Annotated in this window: 25 protein-coding genes; 7 read left to right on the forward strand and 18 right to left on the reverse strand. The window is 61.8% G+C overall.

Going from position 1 to position 24,049, the window contains the following annotated elements; genetic code table 11:
- A partial coding sequence (locus tag CWE01_RS19685; RefSeq protein ID WP_157815246.1) for a transposase occupies positions 1–328 on the forward strand: 328 nt, incomplete at its 5' end.
- A gap of 126 nt (positions 329–454) precedes the next feature.
- Here CWE01_RS19685 and trxB read toward each other — a convergent pair.
- Positions 455–1,417 (reverse strand): thioredoxin-disulfide reductase, encoded by a 963-nt coding sequence (gene trxB, locus CWE01_RS19690; protein ID WP_100942218.1) that lies wholly within the window; start codon positions 1,415–1,417, stop codon positions 455–457.
- A gap of 302 nt (positions 1,418–1,719) precedes the next feature.
- On the opposite strand from trxB, the gene cysZ reads away from it, so the two are divergent.
- Together cysZ and CWE01_RS19700 are read left to right on the forward strand one after the other, a co-directional pair.
- Positions 1,720–2,475, forward strand: coding sequence for a sulfate transporter CysZ (cysZ, locus tag CWE01_RS19695; protein WP_100942219.1), 756 nt, complete (start codon positions 1,720–1,722; stop codon positions 2,473–2,475).
- An 80-nt stretch (positions 2,476–2,555) separates the two neighbouring features.
- A complete protein-coding gene (locus CWE01_RS19700) occupies positions 2,556–3,779 on the forward strand; it encodes a glycosyltransferase family 1 protein (protein WP_256579386.1) in 1,224 nt (407 codons plus the stop codon).
- 6 nt (positions 3,780–3,785) lie between these two features.
- Here CWE01_RS19700 and CWE01_RS19705 read toward each other — a convergent pair whose 3' ends face one another.
- From CWE01_RS19705 to CWE01_RS19715, 3 genes are all read right to left on the reverse strand, one after another.
- Positions 3,786–4,889 carry an NADH:flavin oxidoreductase gene (locus CWE01_RS19705; protein WP_100942220.1) on the reverse strand — a complete coding sequence of 368 codons (1,104 nt, stop codon included), beginning with the start codon at positions 4,887–4,889 and terminating at the stop codon, positions 3,786–3,788.
- A gap of 191 nt (positions 4,890–5,080) precedes the next feature.
- Entirely contained in the window at positions 5,081–5,563 is a 483-nt protein-coding gene (locus CWE01_RS19710; RefSeq protein ID WP_100942221.1) for a glutathione peroxidase, read from the reverse strand.
- A gap of 138 nt (positions 5,564–5,701) precedes the next feature.
- Positions 5,702–6,187: a peptidylprolyl isomerase gene (locus CWE01_RS19715; RefSeq protein WP_100942222.1), complete on the reverse strand. Its 486-nt coding sequence runs from the start codon at positions 6,185–6,187 to the stop codon at positions 5,702–5,704.
- Between the two features lie 14 nt (positions 6,188–6,201).
- On the opposite strand from CWE01_RS19715, the gene CWE01_RS19720 reads away from it, so the two are divergent.
- Genes CWE01_RS19720 through CWE01_RS19730 form a run of 3 tightly spaced genes read left to right on the forward strand, consistent with a single transcriptional unit; the run spans position 6,202 to position 9,558 of the window.
- Positions 6,202–6,495, forward strand: coding sequence for a DUF3565 domain-containing protein (locus CWE01_RS19720; RefSeq protein ID WP_100942223.1), 294 nt, complete (start codon positions 6,202–6,204; stop codon positions 6,493–6,495).
- A 57-nt stretch (positions 6,496–6,552) separates the two neighbouring features.
- Positions 6,553–8,652 carry a phosphate acetyltransferase gene (gene pta / locus CWE01_RS19725; RefSeq protein WP_100942224.1) on the forward strand — a complete coding sequence of 700 codons (2,100 nt, stop codon included), beginning with the start codon at positions 6,553–6,555 and terminating at the stop codon, positions 8,650–8,652.
- Positions 8,653–9,558: an acyltransferase gene (locus tag CWE01_RS19730; protein WP_100942225.1), complete on the forward strand. Its 906-nt coding sequence runs from the start codon at positions 8,653–8,655 to the stop codon at positions 9,556–9,558. It begins immediately after the preceding gene.
- Positions 9,559–9,628: 70 nt separating this feature from the next.
- Here CWE01_RS19730 and cysN read toward each other — a convergent pair whose 3' ends face one another.
- From cysN to CWE01_RS19750, 3 genes are all read right to left on the reverse strand, one after another.
- The gene (cysN, locus tag CWE01_RS19735) at positions 9,629–11,527 is read right to left on the reverse strand and encodes a sulfate adenylyltransferase subunit CysN (protein ID WP_100942226.1); all 1,899 of its coding nucleotides are present in this window, start codon (positions 11,525–11,527) and stop codon (positions 9,629–9,631) included.
- A gap of 13 nt (positions 11,528–11,540) precedes the next feature.
- On the reverse strand, positions 11,541–12,458 hold the full coding sequence (cysD, locus tag CWE01_RS19740) for a sulfate adenylyltransferase subunit CysD (protein ID WP_100942227.1): 918 nt from the start codon (positions 12,456–12,458) through the stop codon (positions 11,541–11,543).
- 183 nt (positions 12,459–12,641) lie between these two features.
- A complete protein-coding gene (locus CWE01_RS19750; RefSeq protein WP_100942229.1) occupies positions 12,642–13,400 on the reverse strand; it encodes a Nif3-like dinuclear metal center hexameric protein in 759 nt (252 codons plus the stop codon).
- A 102-nt stretch (positions 13,401–13,502) separates the two neighbouring features.
- Here CWE01_RS19750 and algW point away from each other — a divergent pair, with 102 nt between their 5' ends.
- Entirely contained in the window at positions 13,503–14,660 is a 1,158-nt protein-coding gene (algW, locus tag CWE01_RS19755; RefSeq protein WP_100942230.1) for a Do family serine endopeptidase AlgW, read from the forward strand.
- A gap of 99 nt (positions 14,661–14,759) precedes the next feature.
- Here algW and CWE01_RS19760 read toward each other — a convergent pair whose 3' ends face one another.
- The 11 genes from CWE01_RS19760 to CWE01_RS19810 form a co-directional block, all read right to left on the reverse strand.
- Positions 14,760–15,485 carry a hypothetical protein gene (locus tag CWE01_RS19760; protein WP_218177093.1) on the reverse strand — a complete coding sequence of 242 codons (726 nt, stop codon included), beginning with the start codon at positions 15,483–15,485 and terminating at the stop codon, positions 14,760–14,762.
- A 394-nt stretch (positions 15,486–15,879) separates the two neighbouring features.
- Positions 15,880–16,932 carry a histidinol-phosphate transaminase gene (gene hisC, locus CWE01_RS19765; RefSeq protein ID WP_100942231.1) on the reverse strand — a complete coding sequence of 351 codons (1,053 nt, stop codon included), beginning with the start codon at positions 16,930–16,932 and terminating at the stop codon, positions 15,880–15,882.
- A complete protein-coding gene (gene hisD, locus CWE01_RS19770) occupies positions 16,929–18,263 on the reverse strand; it encodes a histidinol dehydrogenase (RefSeq protein WP_100942232.1) in 1,335 nt (444 codons plus the stop codon). The genes hisC and hisD overlap by 4 nt, the downstream gene beginning before the upstream one ends.
- Before the next feature lie 189 nt (positions 18,264–18,452).
- Positions 18,453–19,088, reverse strand: coding sequence for an ATP phosphoribosyltransferase (hisG, locus tag CWE01_RS19775; protein WP_100942233.1), 636 nt, complete (start codon positions 19,086–19,088; stop codon positions 18,453–18,455).
- A gap of 89 nt (positions 19,089–19,177) precedes the next feature.
- A complete protein-coding gene (gene murA / locus CWE01_RS19780; RefSeq protein WP_100942234.1) occupies positions 19,178–20,443 on the reverse strand; it encodes a UDP-N-acetylglucosamine 1-carboxyvinyltransferase in 1,266 nt (421 codons plus the stop codon).
- Positions 20,444–20,467: 24 nt separating this feature from the next.
- Positions 20,468–20,707 carry a BolA family protein gene (locus CWE01_RS19785; RefSeq protein ID WP_100942235.1) on the reverse strand — a complete coding sequence of 80 codons (240 nt, stop codon included), beginning with the start codon at positions 20,705–20,707 and terminating at the stop codon, positions 20,468–20,470.
- Between the two features lie 116 nt (positions 20,708–20,823).
- A complete protein-coding gene (locus CWE01_RS19790; protein WP_100942236.1) occupies positions 20,824–21,129 on the reverse strand; it encodes a lipid asymmetry maintenance protein MlaB in 306 nt (101 codons plus the stop codon).
- The gene (locus CWE01_RS19795; RefSeq protein ID WP_100942237.1) at positions 21,122–21,781 is read right to left on the reverse strand and encodes a phospholipid-binding protein MlaC; all 660 of its coding nucleotides are present in this window, start codon (positions 21,779–21,781) and stop codon (positions 21,122–21,124) included. The genes CWE01_RS19790 and CWE01_RS19795 overlap by 8 nt, the downstream gene beginning before the upstream one ends.
- Positions 21,782–21,792: 11 nt before the next feature.
- Positions 21,793–22,260, reverse strand: a complete 468-nt coding sequence (gene mlaD, locus CWE01_RS19800) for an outer membrane lipid asymmetry maintenance protein MlaD (RefSeq protein ID WP_100942238.1) — start codon at positions 22,258–22,260, stop codon at positions 21,793–21,795.
- Positions 22,260–23,057: a lipid asymmetry maintenance ABC transporter permease subunit MlaE gene (gene mlaE, locus CWE01_RS19805; RefSeq protein WP_100942239.1), complete on the reverse strand. Its 798-nt coding sequence runs from the start codon at positions 23,055–23,057 to the stop codon at positions 22,260–22,262. Before mlaE ends, mlaD begins: the two co-directional genes overlap by 1 nt.
- A gap of 2 nt (positions 23,058–23,059) precedes the next feature.
- Positions 23,060–23,869, reverse strand: a complete 810-nt coding sequence (locus CWE01_RS19810) for an ATP-binding cassette domain-containing protein (protein ID WP_100942240.1) — start codon at positions 23,867–23,869, stop codon at positions 23,060–23,062.
- Between the last annotated feature and the right edge of the window lie 180 nt (positions 23,870–24,049).

Here is a 24,049-nt window from a genome sequence, read left to right on the forward strand (position 1 = left end):
GGCGGCGATCAGCGATTGCAAGGCTTGCCCGCTTAAACCTCGGTGTACCAAGGCTGCACGCCGCTATGTTTCTCGTCACGCCCATGAGGCGGCGTTTGAGCGAATGGAACAGCGAATGCAGGCTCATCCAGAAATGATGGTGATCAGGCGTTCTACGGTTGAGCATCCCTTTGGGAATCTGAAGCAGTGGATACTGGGTAATGGACGGCTCTTGCTGCGCCAACTGGCAGGAGCAAGAGCGGAAATGGCTTTGGCGGTACAGGCCTACAATCTGAAAAGGGCAATCGGTGTACTGGGGGCCAGTGGGTTGATTGCCCTGATGGGATGAATCGCTTCATTTTTGCCGGTGGCAAAAACGCAAATGCCCCGACAAGTCGGGGCATTTGTTTTTCCGAGCCTGCTTCGCCGCGTTTTCACACGGTCTGCGAGGCCGGTTTTTTTCATCGTGACGCAATCAGAACGAAGCGTTCTGCAGGTCGTCGAGGTAGCGCTCGGCGTCCAGTGCGGCCATGCAGCCGGCGCCGGCCGAGGTGATGGCTTGACGGTAAACGTGGTCGGCCACGTCACCGGCGGCAAACACACCTTCCACGCTGGTGGCGGTGGCATTGCCGTCACGGCCGCCCTGCACCACCAGGTAGCCGTCTTTCAACGCCAACTGGCCTTCGAACAGCGAGGTGTTCGGGGTGTGGCCGATGGCGATGAACACGCCGTCGACTTTCAGCTCATCGAAGCTGCCGTCGTTGTTCTTCAGACGGGCACCGGTGACGCCCATGTTGTCGCCCAGGACTTCGTCCAGGGTGGCATTGAGCTTGAGGACAATCTTGCCCTCGGCGACGCGGGCATGCAGTTTGTCGATCAGGATCTTCTCGGCGCGGAAGGTCTCGCGACGGTGCACCAGGGTCACCTTGCTGGCGATATTGGCCAGGTACAGCGCCTCTTCCACGGCGGTGTTACCGCCACCGACCACGGCGACTTCCTTGTTGCGATAGAAGAAACCGTCACAGGTGGCGCAAGCGGAAACGCCTTTGCCCATGAACGTCTCTTCCGACGGCAGGCCCAGGTAACGGGCGCTGGCGCCGGTGGCGATGATCAGCGCGTCACAGGTGAAGGTGCCGCTGTCGCCGACCAGGGTGTAGGGCTTTTTCGCCAGGTCCACCGCGTTGATGTGGTCGAAGACGATTTCGGTTTCGAAACGCTCGGCGTGTTCTTTCATGCGATCCATCAGCGCCGGGCCGGTCAGGCCGTGCACGTCGCCAGGCCAGTTGTCGACTTCGGTGGTGGTGGTCAATTGGCCGCCGGCCTGCATGCCGGTGATCAGCAGCGGCTTGAGGTTGGCACGTGCGGCATAGACCGCGGCGCTGTAACCGGCAGGGCCGGAACCGAGAATAATCACTCGCGAATGGCGTACTTCAGACATGACTCACTCCTATCGACCGCCCGTCAGCTACCGGTGCGGAGCGCCGGCGGACCGGCTGGAATAAAAAAAGGACTGCGAAAGCACTTGGGGAAGGCTTGTAGCACACAGTCCTGAAAAATAATGAGGTGCAGCGTATCGAGGAGGCGAAGATTAAGGAAATACGCAATAACAATCCAGCTCATAGCAGGTCTCTATCCTCAACGGCGCTCTTCGGGACGCCTTTGTTACTGCAAATGTCGACCCTTTCACCGGCCCTGCAAAGCCGGTAAGGTCGGCGCGTTTCCCCCTTCTCGGAGCACGTTATGCCCGCACCCGTCCTGTCCGGCCCGCAATATCTGCGCGAGGGCCTGAAGCTGGTCCTGAGCCCGGGCCTGCGCCTGTTCGTCCTGATGCCGCTGGCGATCAACCTGGTGCTGTTCGTCGGTTTGATCTACCTGGCTGGCCATCAGTTCAGCGTCTGGGTCGACACCCTGATGCCGACCCTGCCGACCTGGCTGGGCTTCCTCAACTACATCCTCTGGCCGCTGTTCGTGGTGCTGGTGCTGTTGATGGTGTTTTTCACCTTCACGATGATCGCCAACGTGATCGCCGCGCCCTTCAACGGCTTTCTCGCCGAGAAGGTCGAAGTGGTGGTGCGCGGCACCGACAATTTCCCGGCTTTCAGCTGGGCCGAATTGCTGGCGATGATTCCCCGCACCCTGGCGCGGGAAATGCGCAAGCTGGGTTACTTCCTGCCGCGGGCCATCGGCCTGTTTATCCTCTCGTTCATCCCGGTGGTGAATATCATCGCCGCGCCGCTGTGGCTGCTGTTCGGGGTATGGATGATGGCGATCCAGTACATCGACTACCCGGCGGACAACCACAAGCTGAGCTGGAACGGCATGCTCGCCTGGCTGCGGCAGAAACGCTGGCAGTGCATGAGTTTTGGCGGGATCGTCTACCTGGTGCTGCTGGTGCCGGTGGTCAACCTGTTGATGATGCCGGCGGCAGTCGCCGGGGCCACCTTGTTCTGGGTTCGTGAGCGCGGTGAAGAGGCGGTGGCCGGCGAGAAGCGCTGAAGTGTTACCAAGGGTGTCTCGTCACAAATCCATCATCAAACAGCCACAGTGTCGCAACCGCCCGGGGCGACACTGTAAACATGACGACAGCTCTGCATATCACCCTGATCACCGAAACCTTCCCACCGGAAATCAATGGCGTGGCCAATACCCTTGGCCGCTTGTGCGACGGACTGCGCGCCCGCGGGCACCAGATCGAACTGGTGCGCCCGCGCCAGAGCTGCGACCAGTCCCGCCCCAGCGATACCGAATTGCTGCTCTGCCGGGGCTGGCCGCTGCCCGGCTATCCCGGCCTGCAGTGGGGTCAGTCGTCGATGCACAAGTTGCTGCGACGCTGGAAGAACCAGCGCCCGGATGTGCTGTATATCGCCACCGAAGGCCCCCTCGGTTTGTCGGCCCTGCGCGCGGCCAGGCGTTTGGGGATTTCGGTGGTCAGCGGTTTCCACACCAACTTCCAGCAGTATTCCCATCAATACGGCATGGGCTTGCTGACGCGGGTACTGACCCACTATCTGCGCTGGTTCCACAACCGTTCCAAGCTGACCCTGGTGCCCAGCGTCAGCCAGCGCATGGAGCTGGAGCGGCGGCATTTCGAGCGCCTGGAACTGCTCTCCCGTGGTGTCGACAGCCAGTTGTTCCATCCGGCCAAGCGCTTGAGTGCCCTGCGCGACAGCTGGGATCTGGCGGACGCTGATATCGCGTTGTTGTATGTCGGGCGACTGGCGACCGAGAAGAATCTCGGTTTGCTCAAGCGGACCTACGAGCGTCTGCGGGAAACTTATCCACAGAGGCGGATGAAGCTGATCGTGGTCGGCGACGGTCCGCAGCGCGGCGTACTGGAAAAGGAACTGCCCGAGGCGATTTTCTGCGGCACGCAGCGGGGTGAAGCGTTGGCCTGCCACTATGCGTCGGCGGATCTGTTCCTGTTCCCGAGCCTGACCGAGACCTTCGGCAATGTGGTGCTCGAGGCGCTGGCGTCAGGGTTGGGGGTGGTGGCTTACGATGAGGCCGCGGCGGCCCAGCACATCCGCCATGGTTACAACGGCGTGCTGGCCATGCCCGGCGACGAGGACGCATTTTGCGATGCCGCGTGCTGGTTGCTGGAAGGCCGGGAGACCTTGCGCAATGTTCGCCTCAACGCCCGCCAGCATGCCAGCCGGCAAGGTTGGGGAGCGATAGTCGAGCAGTTCGAGAAGCAGTTGCGCGGGGCCTGTGAGGCGCCGCCGGTGGCACAGCGCGTTCCGGCCCTGCCGGCGGATGTCGTTGCGACAACCGCCGTTCTGAAAACACCGCGCAACCTGTAACCGGGCTTACGCCAGGCTCATCAATGCCTCACGGCTGAACGGCAGGATGTCCTGCTCACGGCCGTCGCGCACCTTCACCGCCCAATCCGGGTCCACCAGCAGGGCACGGCCCACGGCCACCAGGTCGAACTCGTCGTTGCCCAGGCGCTCCAGCAGGTTTTCCAGGCTCGCCGGCTGAGCGACCTTGTCGGTGTTGACCATGAACTGCAGGAACTCGCCGTCCAGGCCGACGCTGCCCACGGTGATGGTCGGCTTGCCGGTCAGCTTGCGGGTCCAGCCCGCCAGGTTCAGTTCGGAACCGTCGAATTCCGGCTCCCAGAAACGCCGCGTGGAGCAGTGGAAAATATCCACGCCTGCGTCGGACAACGGCTTGAGGAACTCGCCCAGGGCCTCCGGCGTCTGCACCAGACGGGCGCTGTAGTCCTGCTGCTTCCATTGGGAAAAGCGGAAGATGATCGGGAAACCCGGCCCTACCGCCGCGCGCACGGCCTGGATCAACTCGATGGCAAAACGCGAACGGTTGGCCAGGCTGCCACCGTATTCGTCGGTGCGCAGGTTGGTGCCTTCCCAGAAGAACTGGTCGATCAGGTAGCCATGGGCGCCATGGATCTCGACACCGTCCATGCCGATGCTTTGGGCATCACGAGCGGCCTGGGCGAAGGCCGCGATCACCTCGTCGATATCCTGTTTCGTCATGCCGTGCACCACGACCTGACCGTCCTTGAGCTTCTCGCTCGGGCCGTAACCCGGCACGCTGGCGTCCGGCTCGGTGCCCAGGCGCCGCACATTACCCACATGCCAGAGCTGCGGAACGATCTTGCCACCCTCGGCGTGTACCGCATCGACGACTTTTTTCCAGCCGGCCAGGGCCGCTTCGCCGTAGAAATGCGGCACGTTCGGGTAACCGTTGGACGCCTGGTGACCGACCGTGGTGCCTTCGGTGACGATCAGGCCGACACCGGCTGCCGCACGCTTGCGGTAGTACTCGATGACTTTCGAATTGGGCACGCCACCGGGGGAAAACGAACGGGTCATCGGCGCCATGACCACACGGGTCGGCAACTCCAGCGCGCCAAGATGGAAGGGGCGAAACAGGGCTTTAACGGGCATGGGAGCACTCCACGGCGCAAGGGGAATTTATGATCAGGATAATATTCCGCCGCGAACACGCCGCCCAGCACTATTGATCTGAGTGATTAAGCTTTAGAAGTGCCAGAAGCGGCATGGTTGCGGGAGCGGAGCTTATTGGGGCGCCGCTCCCACAGGAAAAGGAGTCGAGCCTGCCCATCCGAGCAGGTGAATCAAGCCAGGGCTTTTTCGATCGCGTGGATCACCGCCGGATCATCCGGAGCAGTGCGCGGCGAGAAACGCGCCAATACACGGCCATCCTTGCCCATCAGGAACTTCTCGAAATTCCAGGTGATATCCCCCGGAAACTCAGCGCCCTCGCCCGCCAGCAGACGGTACAGCTGGTGACGGTCATGACCGTTGACCTCCAGCTTGCTGCTCAACGGAAAGCTCACGCCATAGTTCAGGTTGCAGAACGCCTGGATCTCCTCCTCGGAGCCCGGCTCCTGCCCGGCAAACTGGTTGCACGGCAGGCCCAACACACTGAAACCCTGAGCCTTGTATTGCTGATAGAGGTGCTCAAGGGCGGCGTACTGAGGTGTCAAGCCGCACTTGGAAGCCACGTTGACCACCAGCACTACATGCCCTTTGAAAGGCGCCAGCGGCAGTTCCTGACCATCCAGCGCTTTTAGTGTCAGATCGTGAAAAGCACTCATGACGAACTCCCGTTTTTCCCGGACTTATTACATGAACATTGTTGCCCGACAGCCTGACCGGTTTCCAGTTAAAAACCGCGACTGACTAAAAAAGGCGCCCGTGGGCGCCTTCCAACTACCAGAGCTTAGCAGCAGAAATCAGTGGTGATGGCCGCCTTCGCCATGGACGTGACCATGGGCGACCTCTTCCTGGCTGGCGTCACGGATTTCGATGATCTTGACCTGGAAAGTCAGGCGCTGACCCGCCAACGGGTGGTTGCCATCAACGGTGACATCGTCGCCGTCCAGGTCGCGAATGGTGACGATCTGCATCTGGCCGTCCGGAGCGGAGGCGTGGAACTGCATGCCGACTTCCAGCTCGTCGACACCTTCGAACATGCTACGGCTCAGGGTGCTGACCAGCTCAGCGGAATATTCGCCGTAGGCATCTTCAGGCTCCACGGAGACCTTCAGCTCGTCGCCGACCTTCTTGCCTTCCAGGGCCTTTTCCAGACCTGGGATAATATTGCCGGCACCGTGCAGGTACACCAGCGGGGCGCCGCCGGCAGAGCTGTCGATGACCTCACCAGCATCGTTGGTAAGGGTATAGTCGATGGAGACAGCCTTGTTGGCAGCGATCGTCATATGAGCGAGACCTTTTGCATAGGAATAAAGAGCGGACAAGTCTAAACAAGGATTCGTCCGAAAGCGAACTGAACCCGGACAGACGGCCCAAGGCCACGCCTGTCACTATTATCGGCTTTCATCAGGACGAGGACGGGCACTGGGTCGTCGAGCTTTCCTGCGGCCATACCCAGCACCTGCGCCATCAACCGCCCTGGCAGTCGCGCGCCTGGGTGCTCGATCCGGTGCGGCGCGCGGAAAAAATCGCTCAGGGCTTTGAATGTGGTTGGTGCGCTCAAGGCTCGGTTAACGATAACCTTGGCGACTGAACTTCGCAGACAGCCAGACATAGGCCGTCGCACTTGCGCTTCCTCAAGAGAATACGCATGCAAACTTTTTTTATCGCGCCCACCGATTTTGGTGTGGGTCTGACCTCGATCAGCCTCGGGCTGGTACGTACCCTGGAACGCGCCGGGCTGAAAGTCGGCTTTTTCAAACCTATCGCCCAGCCCCATCCCGGCGACCTGGGCCCGGAACGCTCCACCGAACTGGTGGCCCGCACCCATGGCCTGAAACCGCCACAACCCCTGGGCCTCGCCCATGTCGAGCGGATGCTCGGCGACGGCCAGCTCGATGAGCTGCTGGAAGAAATCATCACCCTGTACCAACAGGCGGCCGTCGGCAAGGACGTGCTGGTGGTCGAAGGCATGGTTCCGACCCGCAGCGCCAGCTACGCGGCCCGGGTCAACCAGCACCTGGCCAAGAGCCTGGATGCCGAGGTGATCCTGGTCTCGGCGGCGGAAAACGAAGTGCTCAGCGAACTCTCCGGACGGGTGGAGTTGCAGGCACAACTGTTCGGCGGTCCCAAGGACCCGAAAGTGCTCGGGGTGATCCTCAACAAGGTTCGCACCGACGAGAGCATGGCCGACTTCTCCGCCCGCCTGAAGGAACACTCGCCGCTGCTGCGCAGTGGCGATTTCCGCCTGCTGGGCTGCATTCCGTTCCAGCCGGACCTCAACGCGCCGCGCACCCGCGACGTCGCCGAACTGCTCGGCGCCCAGGTGCTCAACGCCGGTGACTACGAGCAACGGCGCATGAACAAGATCATCATCTGCGCCCGTACGGTGCGCAACACCATCGACCTGCTCAAGCCCGGCGTGCTGGTGGTGACTCCCGGCGACCGCGACGACATCATCCTCGCCGTGAGCATTGCCGCGATGAACGGTGTGCCCCTGGCCGGCCTGTTGCTGACCAGCGACACCCTGCCCGATCCGCGCATCATGGAACTCTGTCGTGGTGCGATGGCCGCGGGCCTGCCGGTGTTGTCGGTGAGCACCGGCTCCTATGACACCGCCAACCAGCTCAATGGCCTGAACAAGGAAATCCCCATCGATGACCGCGAGCGCGCGGAGATCATCACCGACTTCGTCGCCGGGCACCTCGACGCCCACTGGCTGCACCAGCGCTGCGGTACCCCACGGGAAATGCGCCTGACCCCGGCGGTGTTCCGTTATCAGTTGATCCAGCGCGCCCAGGAAGCCAACAAGCGCATCGTCCTGCCCGAAGGCAGCGAGCCGCTCACCGTGCAGGCGGCTGCCATCTGCCAGGCCAGGGGCATCGCCCGCTGCGTGTTGCTGGCCAAGCCGGCGGAAGTCGAGGCAGTGGCGCGGGCCCATGGTTTCGAACTGCCGCCGGGGCTGGAGATTCTTGACCCGGACCTGATTCGCGGCCGCTACGCCGAGCCCATGGTGGCCCTGCGCAAGAGCAAGAGCCTGAACACGCCGATGGCCGAGCAGCAACTGGAAGACACCGTGGTGATCGGCACCATGATGCTGGCGCTGGACGAAGTCGACGGGCTGGTTTCCGGGGTCATCCACTCCACGGCCAACACCATTCGCCCGGCCCTGCAACTGATCAAGACCGCGCCGGGTTGCACCCTGGTGTCGTCGGTGTTTTTCATGCTGTTCCCGGACCAGGTGCTGGTCTATGGCGACTGCGTGATGAACCCTCATCCTTCGGCGGCGGAGCTGGCGGAAATCGCCCTGCAAAGCGCCGATTCGGCCCAGGCCTTCGGCATCACGCCACGGGTGGCGATGATCAGCTACTCCAGCGGCGAATCGGCCAGTGGCGAAGAGGTGGAGAAAGTCCGCGAAGCCACCCTGCTGGCCCATGAGTCCCAGAGCACCTTGCTGATCGACGGCCCGTTGCAGTACGACGCCGCGGCCAACGAAGCCGTGGCCCGGCAACTGGCGCCCAACAGCCAGGTGGCGGGACGCGCCACGGTGTTCGTGTTCCCCGACCTGAACACCGGCAACACCACCCACAAGGCGGTGCAACGCAGCGCCGACTGCGTCAGCCTGGGACCGATGCTGCAAGGCCTGCGCAAGCCCGTCAACGACCTGCCGCGTGGCGCCCAGGTGGACGATATCGTCTACACCATCGCCCTCACCGCGATCCAAGCCGCCAACCGACCTGTGGATATCTGAATGTTAGACTTTCTCCCTGCGCCCCTGCGCGGCGTGATCGCCTCGCTGCTGTTGACGTTGAACACCCTGCTGCTGTGTTCGTTCCTGTTCTGCGTGGCGCTGCTCAAGGTGCTGCCCTTTGCCCTGACCCAGCGTTTCACCCACTGGCTGATGAACCATACCCATGAGGCCTGGGTCAGCAACAACAAGGCCTGGATGCAACTGGTCCGCCGGACCCGCTGGCACCTCAGCGGCCTGGAGGGCCTGGACTACCAGCATTCCTACCTGGTCACCAGCAACCACCAGAGCTGGGTCGACATCATGGTCTTGCAGTACGTGCTCAACCGGAAGATCCAGCCGCTGAAGTTCTTTCTCAAGCAGGAGCTGATCTGGGTCCCGGTGATCGGCCTGGCCTGGTGGGCCCTGGGTTTTCCGTTTATGAAGCGCTATTCCAAGGCGTATCTGGAGAAGCACCCGGAAAAGAAAGGCAAGGACCTGGAAACCACCCGCAAGACCTGCGCGAAGTTTCGCGACAACCCTGTGGGTATCTTCAACTTTGCTGAAGGCACGCGCTTTACCAAGGGCAAGCATGCGCAGCAGCAGTCGCCGTTCCGTTATCTGTTGAAGCCCAAGGCCGGTGGTATCGCCTTTGTGCTGGATGCCATGGGCGAGCAGTTGGAGTCCATCGTCAACGTGACCATCCACTATCCGGGCGGCAAGCCGGGGTATTGGGACCTGCTGTGCGGCAACGTGCGGGATGTGGTGGTGCACTTCGAAGAACTGAAGGTTCCGCCGCAGTTTGTCGGCAGAAATTATGACCAGGACGGCGAATACCGCCTGGCGTTCCAGGGCTGGATCAATCAGTTGTGGGAAGAGAAGGACGCGTTGCTGGAACAGATGCATCGCGAGTATCCCGCCAGCCGGTAACGGCTCCACTGAAGTACAAAAAAGCCCGCAGCCGATCACTCGACTGCGGGCTTTTTGATGCGGCCGATCCTTAGATCGCGCCGCGCTGGCGCAGCAGCTCCAGGACTTTCTTCACGCTGTCTTCCAACGACAACGACTGCGTATCAACCACCAGGTCGGCATTGAGCGGCACGTCGTAGGGGAAGGACTCGCCCGGAATATTATCGCCACCGGCCGCGTACAGGCCCTGGGGATCACGTTCCTGGCAAGCCTGCGGCGAAGCCTGGACATAGACCGTCAACATACGTTCGGCACCGATCAGCGCCTTGGCCTGTTCACGGCCCTCGGCATCCGGTGCAACGAACGCGGCCAATGTCAGCAAACCCGCCTCGTTGAACTGACGCGCCACATGCGCGGCACGCCGCCAGTTCTCGGTGCGCCCGGTACGGTCCTGCGGCAAGCCCTTGTTCAGGTCATGACGCAGGTTCTGGCCGTCCAGCACAAACACCGCACGCCCCAGGTCGAACAGCTTGCGCTCCACGGCGTAAGCCAGGGTGCTCTTGCCCGCGCCCGACAAACCGGTGAACAGCACCGTCGCCGGTTGCTGGCCGAAACGCTGGGCCCGCTCTTCAGTCGCGACATGAGCCAGCTTGCCGTGATGGGTAGCGCTGCCATGGGCCAGCGGCTGGGCGACGATCATGCCGGCGCCCACGGTGCCATTGGTCAGGCGGTCGATGATGATGAACGAACCGGTGGTGCGGTTGCTGTCGTAACCGTCCAGGGCAATCGGCGCATCCAGGGCAATCTTGACCTTGCCGATCTCGTTCAGCTGCAAGGCGCTGGCCGGACCTTCTTCCAGGGTGTTCACATCGACCTTGTTGACGATGCTGGCAATCGAACCCGGCACGTAGCTGGTCGCGCGCTTGATGTCGTATTTCTTGCCCGGCAACATCGGCTCTTCAGCCATCCAGACCAGCATGGCCTCGAAGCTGTCGGTCACCGGCGGCACATTGTCGGCATGCACCAGCAGGTCGCCACGGGAGATGTCGATCTCGTCTTCCATGGTCAGGGTCACGGCCTGGCCGGGACCGGCGCTTTCCAGCTCGCCTTCGAAGGTGACGATGGACTTCACCCGGCTGCTCTTGCCCGAAGGCAGCACCACCACGTCGTCGCCCTTCTTCACGATGCCGCTCGCCAGGGTGCCGGCAAAGCCACGGAAGTTCAGGTTCGGCCGGTTGACGTACTGCACCGGGAAACGCAGGTCGGTGAAGTTGCGGTCGCCCGCCACTTCCACGGTTTCGAGGATTTCCATCAGCGACTGGCCGGTGTACCAGGGCGAACGCTCGCTCTTGTTCACCACGTTGTCGCCCTTCAGGGCCGACATCGGCACGAAGTGCATGCTGGTCGGTTTCAGCTTCAAGCCTTCGGCGAACTTCAGGTAGTCGGCCTTGATCGACTCGAACACGCCCTGGTCGAAGTCCTTGAGGTCCATCTTGTTGATGGCGACGACTATGTGCTTGATCCCCAGCAAGGAGGCAATAAAGCTGTGGCGACGGGTCTGGGTCTGCACGCCGTAGCGGGCGTCCACCAGGATGATCGCCAGGTCACAGGTGGAAGCACCGGTGGCCATGTTGCGGGTGTACTGCTCATGGCCGGGGGTGTCGGCGATGATGAATTTGCGCTTGGCGGTGGAGAAATAGCGGTAGGCGACATCGATGGTGATGCCCTGCTCGCGCTCGGCCTGCAGGCCGTCGACCAGCAAGGCCAGGTCGATATCGTCACCGGTGGTGCCGACTTTCTTCGAATCGCGGGTGATGGCTTCCAGATGGTCTTCGTAGATCATCTTGGAGTCGTGCAGCAGGCGCCCGATCAGGGTGCTCTTGCCGTCGTCGACGTTACCGCAGGTCAGGAAACGCAGCAGCTCTTTACGCTCGTGCTGGCCCAGGTAGGCGAGGATGTCCTCGCTGATCAAATCAGATTGATGCGACATGCTTAGACCCTACTTAGAAATAGCCCTGACGTTTCTTGTCTTCCATCGAACCGGCACCATCGTGGTCGATGACCCGGCCCTGGCGCTCGGAAGTACGCGTCAGGAGCATTTCCTGAATGATGTCCGTGAGGGTTTCAGCCTCGGACTCCACCGCGCCCGTCAACGGGTAGCAGCCAAGGGTACGGAAACGCACCTTTTTCTTGACGATGCGCGCCTTGTCCTCGTCGGACAGGTGCTCGAGGATCCGCTCGTCGTCGATCATGATCAGGGTGCCGTTCTTCTCGATGACGTCGCGCTCGGCGGCGAAATACAGCGGCACGATCGGGATGCCTTCGAGGTAGATGTACTGCCAGATGTCCAGCTCGGTCCAGTTCGACAATGGGAAGACGCGGATCGATTCGCCCTTGTTGACCTTGCCGTTGTAGACGTTCCACAACTCCGGACGCTGGTTCTTCGGGTCCCAGCGATGCTTGCTGTCGCGGAAGGAGTAGACGCGCTCCTTGGCCCGCGACTTCTCTTCGTCACGCCGGGCGCCGCCGAAGGCTGCGTCGAAGCCGTACTTGTCCAGGGCCTGCTTGAGGCCCTCGGTCTTCATGATGTCGGTGTGCTTGGCGCTGCCGTGGGTGAAGGGGTTGATGCCCTGCGCCACACCGTCCGGGTTCACGTGGGTGATCAGGTCCAGGCCCAGCTCGGCAACCATCTTGTCGCGGAAGCTGTACATCTCCTGGAATTTCCAGCGGGTGTCGACATGCATCACCGGAAACGGCAGCTTGCCCGGGAAAAACGCCTTGCGCGCCAAGTGCAGCATCACGGCGGAGTCTTTACCGATGGAGTACAGCATCACCGGGTTATCGAACTCGGCGGCCACCTCGCGGATGATATGGATGCTTTCCGCCTCCAGCTGTTTCAGATGCGTCAGTTTGTCGACCATGGCTACTCACGAAAAGCGTTCTTATGGACGGCCAGCGGGCCGTGTTCGAGCGAGGCATGCTAGCACAGCACCCTATTCTATTGAGGAGGCCAGCTAGATCGAAACGGTATAAGAATATACCCCCCTGTTTGGCCGGATCGGATCTGTGGGAGCGGAGCTTGCCGGGGCGCCGCTCCCACAGGTTCAGATCGGATTCGGGCAATCGATAAAGAGATGCTCCACCGCGAAACGCCGCGCCAGATAGTCGCCCAACGCCTGCACGCCATAACGTTCGGTGGCGTGATGACCGGCGGCGATAAAGCTGATGCCATTTTCCAGGGCGCTGTGGAAGGTCTGCTCGGAAGCCTCGCCACTCAGGTACAGGTCCACCCCGGCCAGCACCGCCTGGTCGATATAGCCCTGGCCACCGCCGGTGCACCAGCCGACCCGACGGATCATGTCGTCACCTTCGATCAGCAACGGCTCGCGGCCCAGGACTTCCTGGACCTTGCGCGCGAAGTCACGGGCGGTCATCGGTTCATTCAAGGAGCCCACCAGTCCGACAATCTTCGGATTTTCCGGGTCCAGCGGACCTTCCACGGTAATATCCAGCTGCTTTGCCAGCTGCACGTTGTTACCGACCTCCGGATGCAGGTCCAATGGCAGGTGATAGGCCAGCAGACTGATGTCGTGCTTGAGCAGGGTCTTCAACCGACGCTGCTTCATGCCGGTGACACAGGGGTCCTCGCCCTTCCAGAAATAACCGTGATGCACCAGAATCAGGTCGGCCTGGGCCAGGACGGCCGCATCCAGCAGCGCCTGGCTGGCGGTGACGCCACTGACGATGCGCATCACCTGCGGCCGGCCCTCGACCTGCAAGCCATTGGGGCAATAATCGGCAATCCGTGCACTGTTCAGAAAGCGATCCGCTTCCTCGACCAGCGTATTCAATGAAACCGCCATAAAAACTCCTGAATATCCCATTCAGAGGCGCCCGCGGCCTCGTATAATGCGCCACATTATGGGCCGTCCGACATGGCCTGCAACCTTCCAGGACTTTGCTCAATGCTCAAGGCTCTGCGTTTCTTTGGCTGGCCATTGCTGGCCGGTGTGCTGGTCGCTTTGCTGATCATCCAGCGCTACCCGCAATGGGTCGGCCTGCCCAACCTCGATGTGAACCTGCAACAGGCGCCGCAGACCACCTTCCACCAGCAGGGTCCGTACTCCTATGCCGACGCGGTGGACCTGGCCGCACCGGCGGTGGCCAACCTGTACACCACCAAGATGGTCAACAAGAACGCTCATCCGCTGTTCGAGGACCCGCAGTTCCGGCGCTTCTTCGGCGACAATCTGCCCAAGCAGAAGCGCATGGAGTCGAGCCTGGGCTCGGCGGTGATCATGAGTTCCACCGGCTACCTGCTGACCAACAACCATGTAACCGCCGGGGCCGACCAGATAGTGGTCGCCCTCAAGGACGGTCGCGAAACCCTGGCCAAGGTGGTCGGCAGCGACCCGGAAACCGATCTGGCGGTGCTCAAGATCGATCTGCCGAACCTGCCGTCGATCACCATCGGCCGTTCCGACCAGATCCGCATCGGCGACATCGCCCTGGCCATCGGCAACCCGTTCGGGGTCGGCCAGACCACCACCATGGGCATTATCAGCGCCACCGGCCGCAACCAGCTGGGCCTGAACAACTATGAAGACTTCATCCAGACCGACGCGGCGATCAACCCGGGCAACTCCGGGGGTGCGCTGGTGGATGCCAACGGCAACCTGACCGGTATCAATACCGCGATCTTTTCCAAATCCGGCGGCTCCCAGGGCATCGGCTTTGCGATTCCGATCAATCTGGCAGTCGAGGTGATGAAGGCGATCATCGAGCACGGCCAGGTGATTCGCGGCTGGCTGGGGATCGAAGTGCAGCCCCTGACCCAGGACCTGGCGGAGTCGTTCGGCCTCAGCGGGCGCCCGGGCATCGTGGTCGCGGGCGTGTTCCGTGACGGTCCGGCGCAGAAGGCCGGCTTGCAACTGGGGGATGTGATTCTCAGTATCGACGGCGAGCCGGCTACGGACGGTCGTCGTTCGATGAATCAGGTGGCGCGGATCAAGCCGACCGACAAGGTGGCCATCCAGGTCCTGCGCAACGGCAAGGAGATCAAGCTGATGGCGGAAATCGGCCTGCGCCCACCACAGCAGACGCCGCCGCAGGAAGAGGAATAAGACAACCTTGCAGAAGCGTGACCGGGTCGCGCTTCTGCAAGTGCTGCGTTCCGACAAGCCCGCGCCTGCTGGTCGCTGTCTAAGCGCAATGACGAAGTATCAGCCAGCCAGCTTGGACGACTTCAGCTCCTCACTGAAGCGCTGCGAACGCACACCCTTGTTGTCGTAATACTCTTCAACCGACTTTACAAAGCGCTTTTGCTCGGGCACATACCAGAACGCCTTGTACAAGCGGCCACTGGCCGGGCGCGCCGCAACACGTTGGGCATTGGAGATCGTTGTCACCTGACCGGGTGTCACGACCGCTTGCGCACCGGCTACCGCCACGGGCACCAGCATCGCCGACCACTGGCCTTCGGATTCGATCTTCAGCGCCTTGAACTTGCCTGCCGGCACCTCGACATTCTCCCAACCGGTGACGACGTAGTCGTTATGAATGGTCTCGCTGGAGTGCTGGCGGTTAGGGTTCAGCTCGGTGTATTCAACCGTCCAGGTCTTGCCTTCGCTCAAGGGAAACGCCAACGGGCGATTGACCACTTGCTGCTTGCCGTTGATATCACGGGAGCGGCTCCAGTCCAGGCCCGTCAGGCTTTCAACCGGTGGCTGGTTGGACCCATCCTGCTTGCTGCTGACCAGCATGGTCTGGCTGCTGACGCGTTCGACCGTCATCAATGTGTTCTTGCTCGAGAAACCTTGCGGGCCGGTTTCCACTGTTTCGGCATAGACCCAGCTGTCCCCGGCCTTCAAGGACGGCGCATCGACCGATTGGGCATACGCCGAACCGCACATCAAACCAAGCACAGCGGCAGATAGTGTTTTAAGCATCACATTTTCCCTGAATGTCTGACTTGGCAAGTCCACTTGAAGCTCACCAACCGTGTGACGCGAGTGACTCTTGCCGATGGCGGCACGAGCATCCTGAACAACTGCGCCCCCAACTGTCCGGGGCGTGCAAGCTCACTACAAATTGCGCAACCGAGCCCATGAACCGCCGGAAACAACCCAGGCAGGCATTCGAAGACTCATGTCATTGTGCCATTTGAAAATGAGCTCACGTGAGCTGATGATTTCGTCGACGTCATGAATATGAGGACCGTTCAGCAAAGCGACAGCATCCGCCCCGGCCCAAGCACGTCGTTCAAATCAATAAGGGAGTTTGTTGCGCTGCATCACAGAGACCCACCCCGCAACCGATGCGTTACGGGGTGGGGCTGCACACCTAGAGTTCGCCCAGGGCGTCGATCAGGGCCTGGTTCTGGGCCGGTAGCCCGATGGTGATCCGCAGGAACTGGGCAATGCGCTCCTGCTTGAAGTGCCGCACGATCACGCCTTGCTCCCGGACCTTGGCCGCCAGTCCCGCCGCGTCGTGTTGCGGGTGACGGGCGAAGATGAAGTTCGCCGCCGACGGCAGCACCTCAAACCCCTTGGCTCGCAACTGCGCCACCAGCCACTCGCGGCTGTCGATGACCTTGCGGCAGCTCTCTTCGAAATACGCCCGGTCTTCGAACGCCGCCGCCGCGCCGGCAATTGCCATGCGGTCCAGCGGGTAGGAGTTGAAGCTGTTCTTGATCCGCTCCAGGGCCTCGATCAGGTCCGGATGGCCCACCGCCAGGCCGACCCGCAATCCCGCCAGGGAACGCGACTTGGACAGGGTCTGGGTCACCAGCAGGTTCGGGTAACGGTCCACCAGGCCGATGGCCGTTTCGCCGCCGAAATCGATATACGCCTCGTCGACCACCACCACCGAATCAGGGCTGGCCTTGAGAATCTGCTCCACCGCGTCCAGCGCCAGCAGGCAACCGGTCGGTGCGTTCGGATTGGGGAAAATGATCCCGCCGTTGGGCCGCGCGTAGTCCGCCACACGGATCTGGAACTGCTCGTCCAGCGGCAAGGCGTCGAATGTGATTCCGTACAGGCCGCAGTACACCGGGTAGAAGCTGTAGCTGATATCCGGGAACAGCAGCGGTCGGTCCTGCTGGAACAGACCGTGGAAGATATGCGCCAGGACTTCGTCGGAGCCGTTGCCGAGAAACACCTGGTTGGTGTTCACGCCGTAATACTCGGCCACGGCGTGCTTGAGCAGGTCGCCGTTGGGGTCCGGGTACAGGCGCAGGTCGTCGCTCACTTCGGCCTTCATCGCGGCCAGGGCCTTGGGCGAAGGACCGTAGGGGTTTTCATTGGTATTGAGCTTGACCAGCTTGGTCAGCTTCGGTTGTTCACCCGGCACGTAGGGCACCAGGTCCTTGACGAATTTGCTCCAGAACTTGCTCATGCTGGTTTCCCCTGTTCCTTATCAGCGATGATCCGATATTCCGCACTGCGGGCGTGGGCGCTCAGCGACTCGCCACGGGCCAGTACCGAAGCGGTCTTGCCCAGTTCGGACGCGCCCTGCTCCGAGCAGAAAATGATCGACGAACGTTTCTGGAAGTCATACACCCCCAGCGGCGACGAGAAGCGTGCGGTGCCGGAAGTCGGCAACACGTGGTTGGGACCCGCGCAATAGTCGCCCAGGGCCTCGGAAGTGTGACGGCCCATGAAGATCGCACCGGCGTGACGGATCTGCGGCAGCCAGGCCTGCGGGTCGGCGACCGACAGTTCCAGGTGTTCCGGCGCGATGCGGTTGGCCACATCAATCGCCTGCTGCATATCACGCACCTGGATCAGGGCCCCACGGCCGTTGATCGAGGTCTCGATAATCGCCGCGCGCTCCATGGTCGGCAGCAGCTTGGCGATGCTCGCGGCCACCTGGTCGAGGAACGCGGCGTCCGGGCTGACCAGGATGGCCTGGGCATCTTCGTCATGCTCGGCCTGGGAGAACAGGTCCATGGCGATCCAGTCCGGATCGGTCTGGCCATCGCAGACCACGAGGATCTCCGACGGTCCGGCGATCATGTCGATACCGACCTGGCCAAATACGTGACGCTTGGCCGTGGCCACATAGATATTGCCGGGGCCGACCACCTTGTCGACCTTGGGCACGCTCTCGGTACCGTAGGCCAGCGCCGCGACCGCCTGGGCGCCGCCGATGGTGAACACCCGGTCGACCCCGGCGATGCACGCCGCCGCCAGCACCAGTTCGTTGATCTCGCCACGGGGGGTCGGCACCACCATCACCACCTCGGCAACCCCCGCCACCTTGGCCGGAATCGCGTTCATCAGCACCGAAGACGGGTAGGACGCCTTGCCACCCGGCACGTACAGACCGGCGCGGTCCAGCGGCGTGACCTTCTGGCCCAGCACCGTGCCGTCGGCCTCGGTGTAGCTCCAGGAGTCCTGCTTCTGTTTTTCGTGGTAGCTGCGCACGCGCTCGGCGGCCTTTTCCAGGGCCTCGCGCTGCGGCGCGGTGATCCGCGTCAGGGCCAGTTCGAGGCGCTCACGGGGCAGGATCAGGTCGGCCATGGAAGCGACTTCCAGGCCGTCGAAACGCTGGGTGAACTCCACCAGCGCCGCATCGCCGCGCTCGCGCACGGCCTTGATGATGTCCAGCACCCGCTGGTTGACCGAGTCGTCGGACACACTTTCCCAGCTCAACAGATGATCCAGATGATGAGCGAAGTCAGGATCGGCAGCGTTGAGTCGGCGAATTGCGGTAGACGTGGTCATAGCGTGGGCCTCAATAATTGGCAAATGCTTGGGAACAGCAGATCTCAGGCGCCGGGGGCGCGCTGACGTCCAATAGCGAATCGTTATTGAGTGTCAGCGCCGCAAGACTACCAAGCCATCCGCGTGGGCACCTGAGAATTCTGGCTATGACACGGATAGATGGGCGCGGCTCAAGGCCGCGCAATTGAATCAGTTGCGGTGTCGCGACTCCACTGCCTTGCGCAGCGTGTCGATCAGGGACTGGATGCGGGCGTGCTGCATTTTCATCGACGCCTTGTTCACCACCAGGCGCGAGCTGATGGTCGCGATCAGTTCCTGGGGTTCCAGGCCGTTGGCCCGCAGGGTATTGCCGGTGTCGACAACGTCGATGATCTTGTCGGCCAGGCCGATCAGCGGCGCCAGCTCCATCGAGCCGTAAAGCTTGATGATATCGACCTGACGGCCCTGTTCGGCGTAGTAGCGCTTGGCAACGTTGACGAACTTGGTCGCCACCCGCAGGCGGCCCTTGGGCTCGACGGCACCGATGGCACCGGCGGTCATCAACCGGCACTGGGCAATCTGCAGGTCCAGGGGTTCGTACAGACCCTGGCCGCCGTATTCCATCAGCACATCTTTGCCGGCCACACCGAGGTCGGCCGCGCCATGCTCGACATAGGTCGGCACGTCGGTGGCCCGTACGATCAGCAGGCGTACGTCGTCCTGGGTCGTGGGGATGATCAGCTTGCGGCTCTTGTCCGGATTCTCGGTCGGCACGATGCCCGCTTCTGCAAGCAGCGGCAGGGTGTCATCGAGAATGCGGCCCTTGGACAGTGCAATGGTCAGCATGGGGAAACTAAGTCCTTCAACCTGTATCAGTAAGGCTCATTCTCCCTTGTCGGCGCGAGCAGGCTCGCACCGGCAAAGGGGGGACAACACTAGCCCGGAACGCGGCGGATCTTGGCACCGAGCATCTGCAACTTCTCTTCGATGCACTCATAACCACGGTCGATGTGGTAGATGCGGTCGATCAGCGTGTCGCCTTCAGCGGTCAGGGCCGAAATCACCAGGCTGGCCGAAGCCCGCAGGTCGGTGGCCATGACTGGCGCGCCTTTCAGGCGTTCGGTGCCGGTAACGATGGCGGTGTTGCCTTCGACCTGGATCTTGGCGCCCATGCGGTGCAGTTCGTACACGTGCATGAAACGGTTTTCGAAGATCGTCTCGATCACCGCACCGGTGCCTTCGGCAATGGCGTTGAGCGAAATGAACTGGGCCTGCATGTCGGTCGGGAATGCCGGGTACGGCGCGGTGCGCACGTTGACGGCCTTCGGACGCTTGCCATGCATGTTCAGCTCGATCCAGTCTTCACCGGTGGTGATTTCAGCACCGGATTCTTTCAGCTTCTCCAGCACGGCTTCGAGAATGGTCGGATCGGTGTCCTTGACCTTGACCCGGCCACCGGTAGCGGCCGCGGCCACCAGGTAGGTGCCGGTCTCGATACGGTCCGGCATCACCTTGTAGGTGGCCGAATGCAGGCGCTCGACGCCGTCGATGGTGATGGTGTCGGTACCGGCACCGCTGACCTTGGCGCCCATGGCGTTGAGGAAGTTCGCCAGGTCGACCACTTCCGGCTCGCGCGCGGCGTTCTGCAGCACGCTGCGGCCACGGGCCAGGGAAGCGGCCATCATGATGTTCTCGGTACCGGTCACGGAGACGGTATCGAAGAAGAAGTTCGCCCCGCGCAGGCCACCTTCCGGCGCCTTGGCCTTGATGTAGCCGCCTTCGACGTCGATCACCGCGCCCATGGCTTCCAGGCCACGGATGTGCAGGTCAACCGGACGCGAGCCGATGGCGCAACCGCCAGGCAGGGCGACTTCGGCTTCGCCGAAACGGGCAACCATCGGGCCCAGCACCAGGATCGAGGCGCGCATGGTTTTCACCAGCTCGTAGGGTGCGATCAGGGTCTTGATGGTGCGCGGATCGATTTCCACGCTGAGCTTCTCGTCGATCACCGGCTCAATGCCCATGCGCCCGAACAGCTCGATCATGGTGGTGATGTCGTGCAGGTGCGGCAGGTTGGCCACGGTGACCGGGCCATCGCACAGCAGGGTGGCGGCCAGGATCGGCAGGGCGGAGTTCTTCGCCCCGGAAATGCGGATTTCGCCATCAAGGCGAACGCCGCCAGTAATAATCAGTTTGTCCATTAGGGTCTCGACGCCAATTCAGGCTCAGGTGCGCTCGGCCCAGGCCGCGCGGCTGAAAAATTTCATAGTGACCGCATGGATGCTGCCATCGGCGATCCACGGGTTCAAATGGGCATAGATGCTCTGCTGACGCTTCACCGGGCTCAGGGCCACCAGTTCGTCGCTAATCACGTTCAGTTGGAAGTTGCAGCCTTCGCCTTCAACTTCAACACGGCTTCCCGGCAGCTTTCCCTCAAGGAAGCTCTTCACTTCTACGGCCTGCATGCTCAACCTCAATCGGCGCCCAACGCGCGCGGGTCGGCCATCATACAAAAAAGCCCCGCGCCTGCGAACCCCGCATTGCAGGACACTGACGGGGGGCTTCCTTATTCATGGCACTGTCAATGAACGCCGAGGATCTCCGTCAACTCGGAAACCTCGGCGATTTCGCGCATGTCTTGCGGCATGGCGCGAATACTCAGGGATTTGCCGCCCTCGGCGGCGTCACGCATGAACGCCAGCAGCAAGGCCAGGCCGACACTGCTGGATTTCTCCACGGCGGAACAGTCAACCACCAGGGCCGGCGCGGTGCTGGCCTTGATCAGTGCCTGTCCGTCCTTGCGCAAGGCCGGCCCGGTGCTGTAGTCGATCACGCCGGCCAGCAGCACTTCACCTGCCTCACCGGCGCGAACGCTGGCTTCACTCACTCTGCGCCCCCTTCTGCGGGTTCTTCTCGGATTCGGCCTTGGCCTTCTCCACTTCGCCAGCCCAGTTGTTGATGGTCTGGTCCAGGTTGTTGCCGTTGCGCTGCATGGCGTCGGCGAACTGATCGCGGAACAGCTTGCCGATATTGATGCCATTGATGATCACGTTGCGCAGTTTCCACTCGCCATTGATTTTCTCAAGGGTGTAGGAAACCGGATAGACGGCGCCATTGTTGCCTTTGACGGTCATGCCAACGCTGGTGCGGTCGCCCGACTCATCCTTCGGTGCGTCGACGGTGATGCCCTGGTTGTTGTACTCCAGCAAGGCGTTGCCGTAGAACTGGAACAGCCCCTTCTTGAAGTTCTCCTCGAAGGTTTTCATCTGCTCGGGCGTGGCCTTGCGCGAGTACTTGACCGTCATGATGCTCTTGGAAATACCTTCGGCGTCCACTACCGGGCCGACGATGGTGTCCAGCGCCTGGTAGAAGGCCTGGGGGTTCTGCTTGTACTGGGCCTTGTTCGCGGTCAGGTCGGCCAGCATCCGGTCAGTGGTGCTCTTGACCAGGTCATGGGCCGACGTGTCCGCCATGGCGTTGCCCATCAGGGGCAAGGTCGCCAGCAGCACCAGCAGACTACGTCGCAACATCGAGATCATGGAAAAACTCCTCATTTGGCGTCTTTGTTCACGGTATTGAGCAGGAATTTACCGATCAGATCTTCCAGCACCAGCGACGACTGGGTGTCGTGGATAGTCCCACCATCCTTGAGCAGGGTGTCTTCCCCGCCCACGCTGAGGCCGATGTACTTCTCACCGAGCAAGCCCGCCGTGAGGATAGACGCAGTGGAATCAGTCGGCAGGTTGTTCACGCGTTTTTCAACTTGCATGGTCACCCGGCCGGTGAAACTGTCGCGGTCCAGATCGATCGCCGTCACCTTGCCGATGGTGACACCGGCCATGGTGACCTTGGCTCTGACAGTCAAACCGGCGATATTGTCGAAGTACGCATATAATTTATACGTTTCAGTGTTTGTCGTAGGGGACAGTCCACTGACCCGCAACGCAAGCAGCAGCAAAGCCAGGATGCCAGCCAGCAGAAAAAGGCCGACACCGATTTCCAGGGTGCGGTTTTGCATCAGAAATCTCCAAACATCAAGGCAGTCAGAATAAAGTCAAGGCCCAGCACTGCCAGAGAGGCATACACCACGGTCTTGGTCGTGGCGCGGCTGATCCCCTCGGAAGTGGGTTCACAATCGTAGCCTTGAAACACGGCAATCCAGGTCACCACGAAGGCGAACACGATACTTTTGATGATGCCATTCAGCACGTCGCTGCTGAAGGTCACGCTGTTCTGCATGTTGGCCCAGTAGGAGCCGTCATAGACTCCCAGCCAGTCCACCGCCACCCACGAACCGCCCCAGATCCCGACCACACTGAAGATCATCGCCAGCAGCGGCAGGGAAATAAAGCCGGCCCAGAGCCGCGGCGCAACGATGTACTTGAGCGGGTCGACACCGATCATTTCCAGGCTGGACAGCTGCTCGGTGGATTTCATGTTGCCGATTTCGGCGGTCAGCGCCGAACCGGCCCGCCCGGCGAACAGCAGCGCGGTGACCACCGGCCCGAGTTCACGCAACAGCGTCAGGGCGACCATCTGCCCCACCGCCTGCTCGGAACCGTAGCTGGAAAGGATGTTGAAGCCCTGCAAGGCCAGGACCATGCCGATGAAGACCCCGGAGACGACGATGATCACCAGGCTCATCACGCCCACGGAATGCAGTTGCTTGACCAGCAGCCCGAAGCCGCCGCCGATGCCGCCGCGACCGAACACGACGTGGAACAGGAACAGCGTCGAACGGCCGAGTACAGCGAGGATGTCCAGGCCCGCACGGCCGAACAGGCGCACTCTCTCGATAAGTGATTTCTTGCGCATTGTCAGCGCTTCCCCAACAGGTCGGTGCGGTAGTCCGCCGCCGGAAAGTGGAACGGCACGGGACCGTCGGGATCGCCCTTCATGAACTGGCGGATACGCGGATTATCGGCGTTCATCAGTTCTTCCGGGGTACCTTGCCCGAGCACCTGGCCGTCGCCGACCACATAGAGGTAGTCGGCGATGCTGGCGGTTTCGGCCAGATCGTGGGAAACCACGATGCTGGTGATGCCCAGGGCGTCATTGAGCAGGCGGATCAGGCGCACGAGGACGCCCATGGCGATCGGGTCCTGGCCGACGAACGGTTCGTCGTACATGAGGATCTGCGGGTCCAGGGCTATCGCCCGGGCCAGGGCCACACGCCGTTTCATACCGCCGGACAGCTCGTCGGGCATCAGGTCGACGGCTCCGCGCAGACCGACCGCCTGCAATTTCAGCAGAACGATGTCACGAATCATTTCTTCCGGCAGTTCGGTGTGAACCCGCAGCGGAAAGGCGACGTTCTCGAAAACGTCCAGGTCGGTGAACAGCGCACCGCTCTGGAACAGCACGCCCATGTGCTTGCGCGCGTCGAACAGATCGCCGCGCGACAGGGTGGGGAGATTCTGGCCATTGACCCAGACTTCGCCGCCGCTGGGGCGCAGTTGCGCGCCCATCAGCCGCAACAGGGTGGTCTTGCCGCACCCGGAAGGCCCCATGATGCCGGTGACCTTGCCTCGCGGGATACGAATGTCGACATTATTGAAGATGCTGCGCGCACCGCGCTTGAAGGTCACACCCTTCAGCTCGACCGCGTAGGCGTTATCGGCGCTCATCTAAACTCCTTGCGATGCAGCCTCGGACTCGGACACCAGGCCTCCCCTAATAAAGAGGCGCATACTTCCTGAGCGGGCCGAACTAGCCGCGAACTATATCACCGCTGATACGAGCCGCCCAAGGCCGAAGCCACCCTTGTTCAGGATAAATACAGCCGGGCTTGACGGCTTGCGAGACAA

Origin of the sequence: Pseudomonas sp. QS1027 (assembly GCF_002814235.1) — a bacterium.
GTDB lineage: Bacteria > Pseudomonadota > Gammaproteobacteria > Pseudomonadales > Pseudomonadaceae > Aquipseudomonas.

Bases quoted from the DNA above. Each gene is read 5' to 3' on its own strand.
- trxB (WP_100942218.1), bottom strand. From the start codon at position 1,417: ATGTCTGAAGTACGCCATTCGCGAGTGATTATTCTCGGTTCCGGCCCT.
- cysZ (WP_100942219.1), top strand. From the start codon at position 1,720: ATGCCCGCACCCGTCCTGTCCGGCCCGCAATATCTGCGCGAGGGCCTG.
- CWE01_RS19700 (WP_256579386.1), top strand. From the start codon at position 2,556: ATGACGACAGCTCTGCATATCACCCTGATCACCGAAACCTTCCCACCG.
- CWE01_RS19705 (WP_100942220.1), bottom strand. From the start codon at position 4,889: ATGCCCGTTAAAGCCCTGTTTCGCCCCTTCCATCTTGGCGCGCTGGAG.
- CWE01_RS19710 (WP_100942221.1), bottom strand. From the start codon at position 5,563: ATGAGTGCTTTTCACGATCTGACACTAAAAGCGCTGGATGGTCAGGAA.
- CWE01_RS19715 (WP_100942222.1), bottom strand. From the start codon at position 6,187: ATGACGATCGCTGCCAACAAGGCTGTCTCCATCGACTATACCCTTACC.
- pta (WP_100942224.1), top strand. From the start codon at position 6,553: ATGCAAACTTTTTTTATCGCGCCCACCGATTTTGGTGTGGGTCTGACC.
- CWE01_RS19730 (WP_100942225.1), top strand. From the start codon at position 8,653: ATGTTAGACTTTCTCCCTGCGCCCCTGCGCGGCGTGATCGCCTCGCTG.
- cysN (WP_100942226.1), bottom strand. From the start codon at position 11,527: ATGTCGCATCAATCTGATTTGATCAGCGAGGACATCCTCGCCTACCTG.
- cysD (WP_100942227.1), bottom strand. From the start codon at position 12,458: ATGGTCGACAAACTGACGCATCTGAAACAGCTGGAGGCGGAAAGCATC.
- CWE01_RS19750 (WP_100942229.1), bottom strand. From the start codon at position 13,400: ATGGCGGTTTCATTGAATACGCTGGTCGAGGAAGCGGATCGCTTTCTG.
- algW (WP_100942230.1), top strand. From the start codon at position 13,503: ATGCTCAAGGCTCTGCGTTTCTTTGGCTGGCCATTGCTGGCCGGTGTG.
- CWE01_RS19760 (WP_218177093.1), bottom strand. From the start codon at position 15,485: ATGCTTAAAACACTATCTGCCGCTGTGCTTGGTTTGATGTGCGGTTCG.
- hisC (WP_100942231.1), bottom strand. From the start codon at position 16,932: ATGAGCAAGTTCTGGAGCAAATTCGTCAAGGACCTGGTGCCCTACGTG.
- hisD (WP_100942232.1), bottom strand. From the start codon at position 18,263: ATGACCACGTCTACCGCAATTCGCCGACTCAACGCTGCCGATCCTGAC.
- hisG (WP_100942233.1), bottom strand. From the start codon at position 19,088: ATGCTGACCATTGCACTGTCCAAGGGCCGCATTCTCGATGACACCCTG.
- murA (WP_100942234.1), bottom strand. From the start codon at position 20,443: ATGGACAAACTGATTATTACTGGCGGCGTTCGCCTTGATGGCGAAATC.
- CWE01_RS19785 (WP_100942235.1), bottom strand. From the start codon at position 20,707: ATGCAGGCCGTAGAAGTGAAGAGCTTCCTTGAGGGAAAGCTGCCGGGA.
- CWE01_RS19795 (WP_100942237.1), bottom strand. From the start codon at position 21,781: ATGATCTCGATGTTGCGACGTAGTCTGCTGGTGCTGCTGGCGACCTTG.
- mlaD (WP_100942238.1), bottom strand. From the start codon at position 22,260: ATGCAAAACCGCACCCTGGAAATCGGTGTCGGCCTTTTTCTGCTGGCT.
- mlaE (WP_100942239.1), bottom strand. From the start codon at position 23,057: ATGCGCAAGAAATCACTTATCGAGAGAGTGCGCCTGTTCGGCCGTGCG.
- CWE01_RS19810 (WP_100942240.1), bottom strand. From the start codon at position 23,869: ATGAGCGCCGATAACGCCTACGCGGTCGAGCTGAAGGGTGTGACCTTC.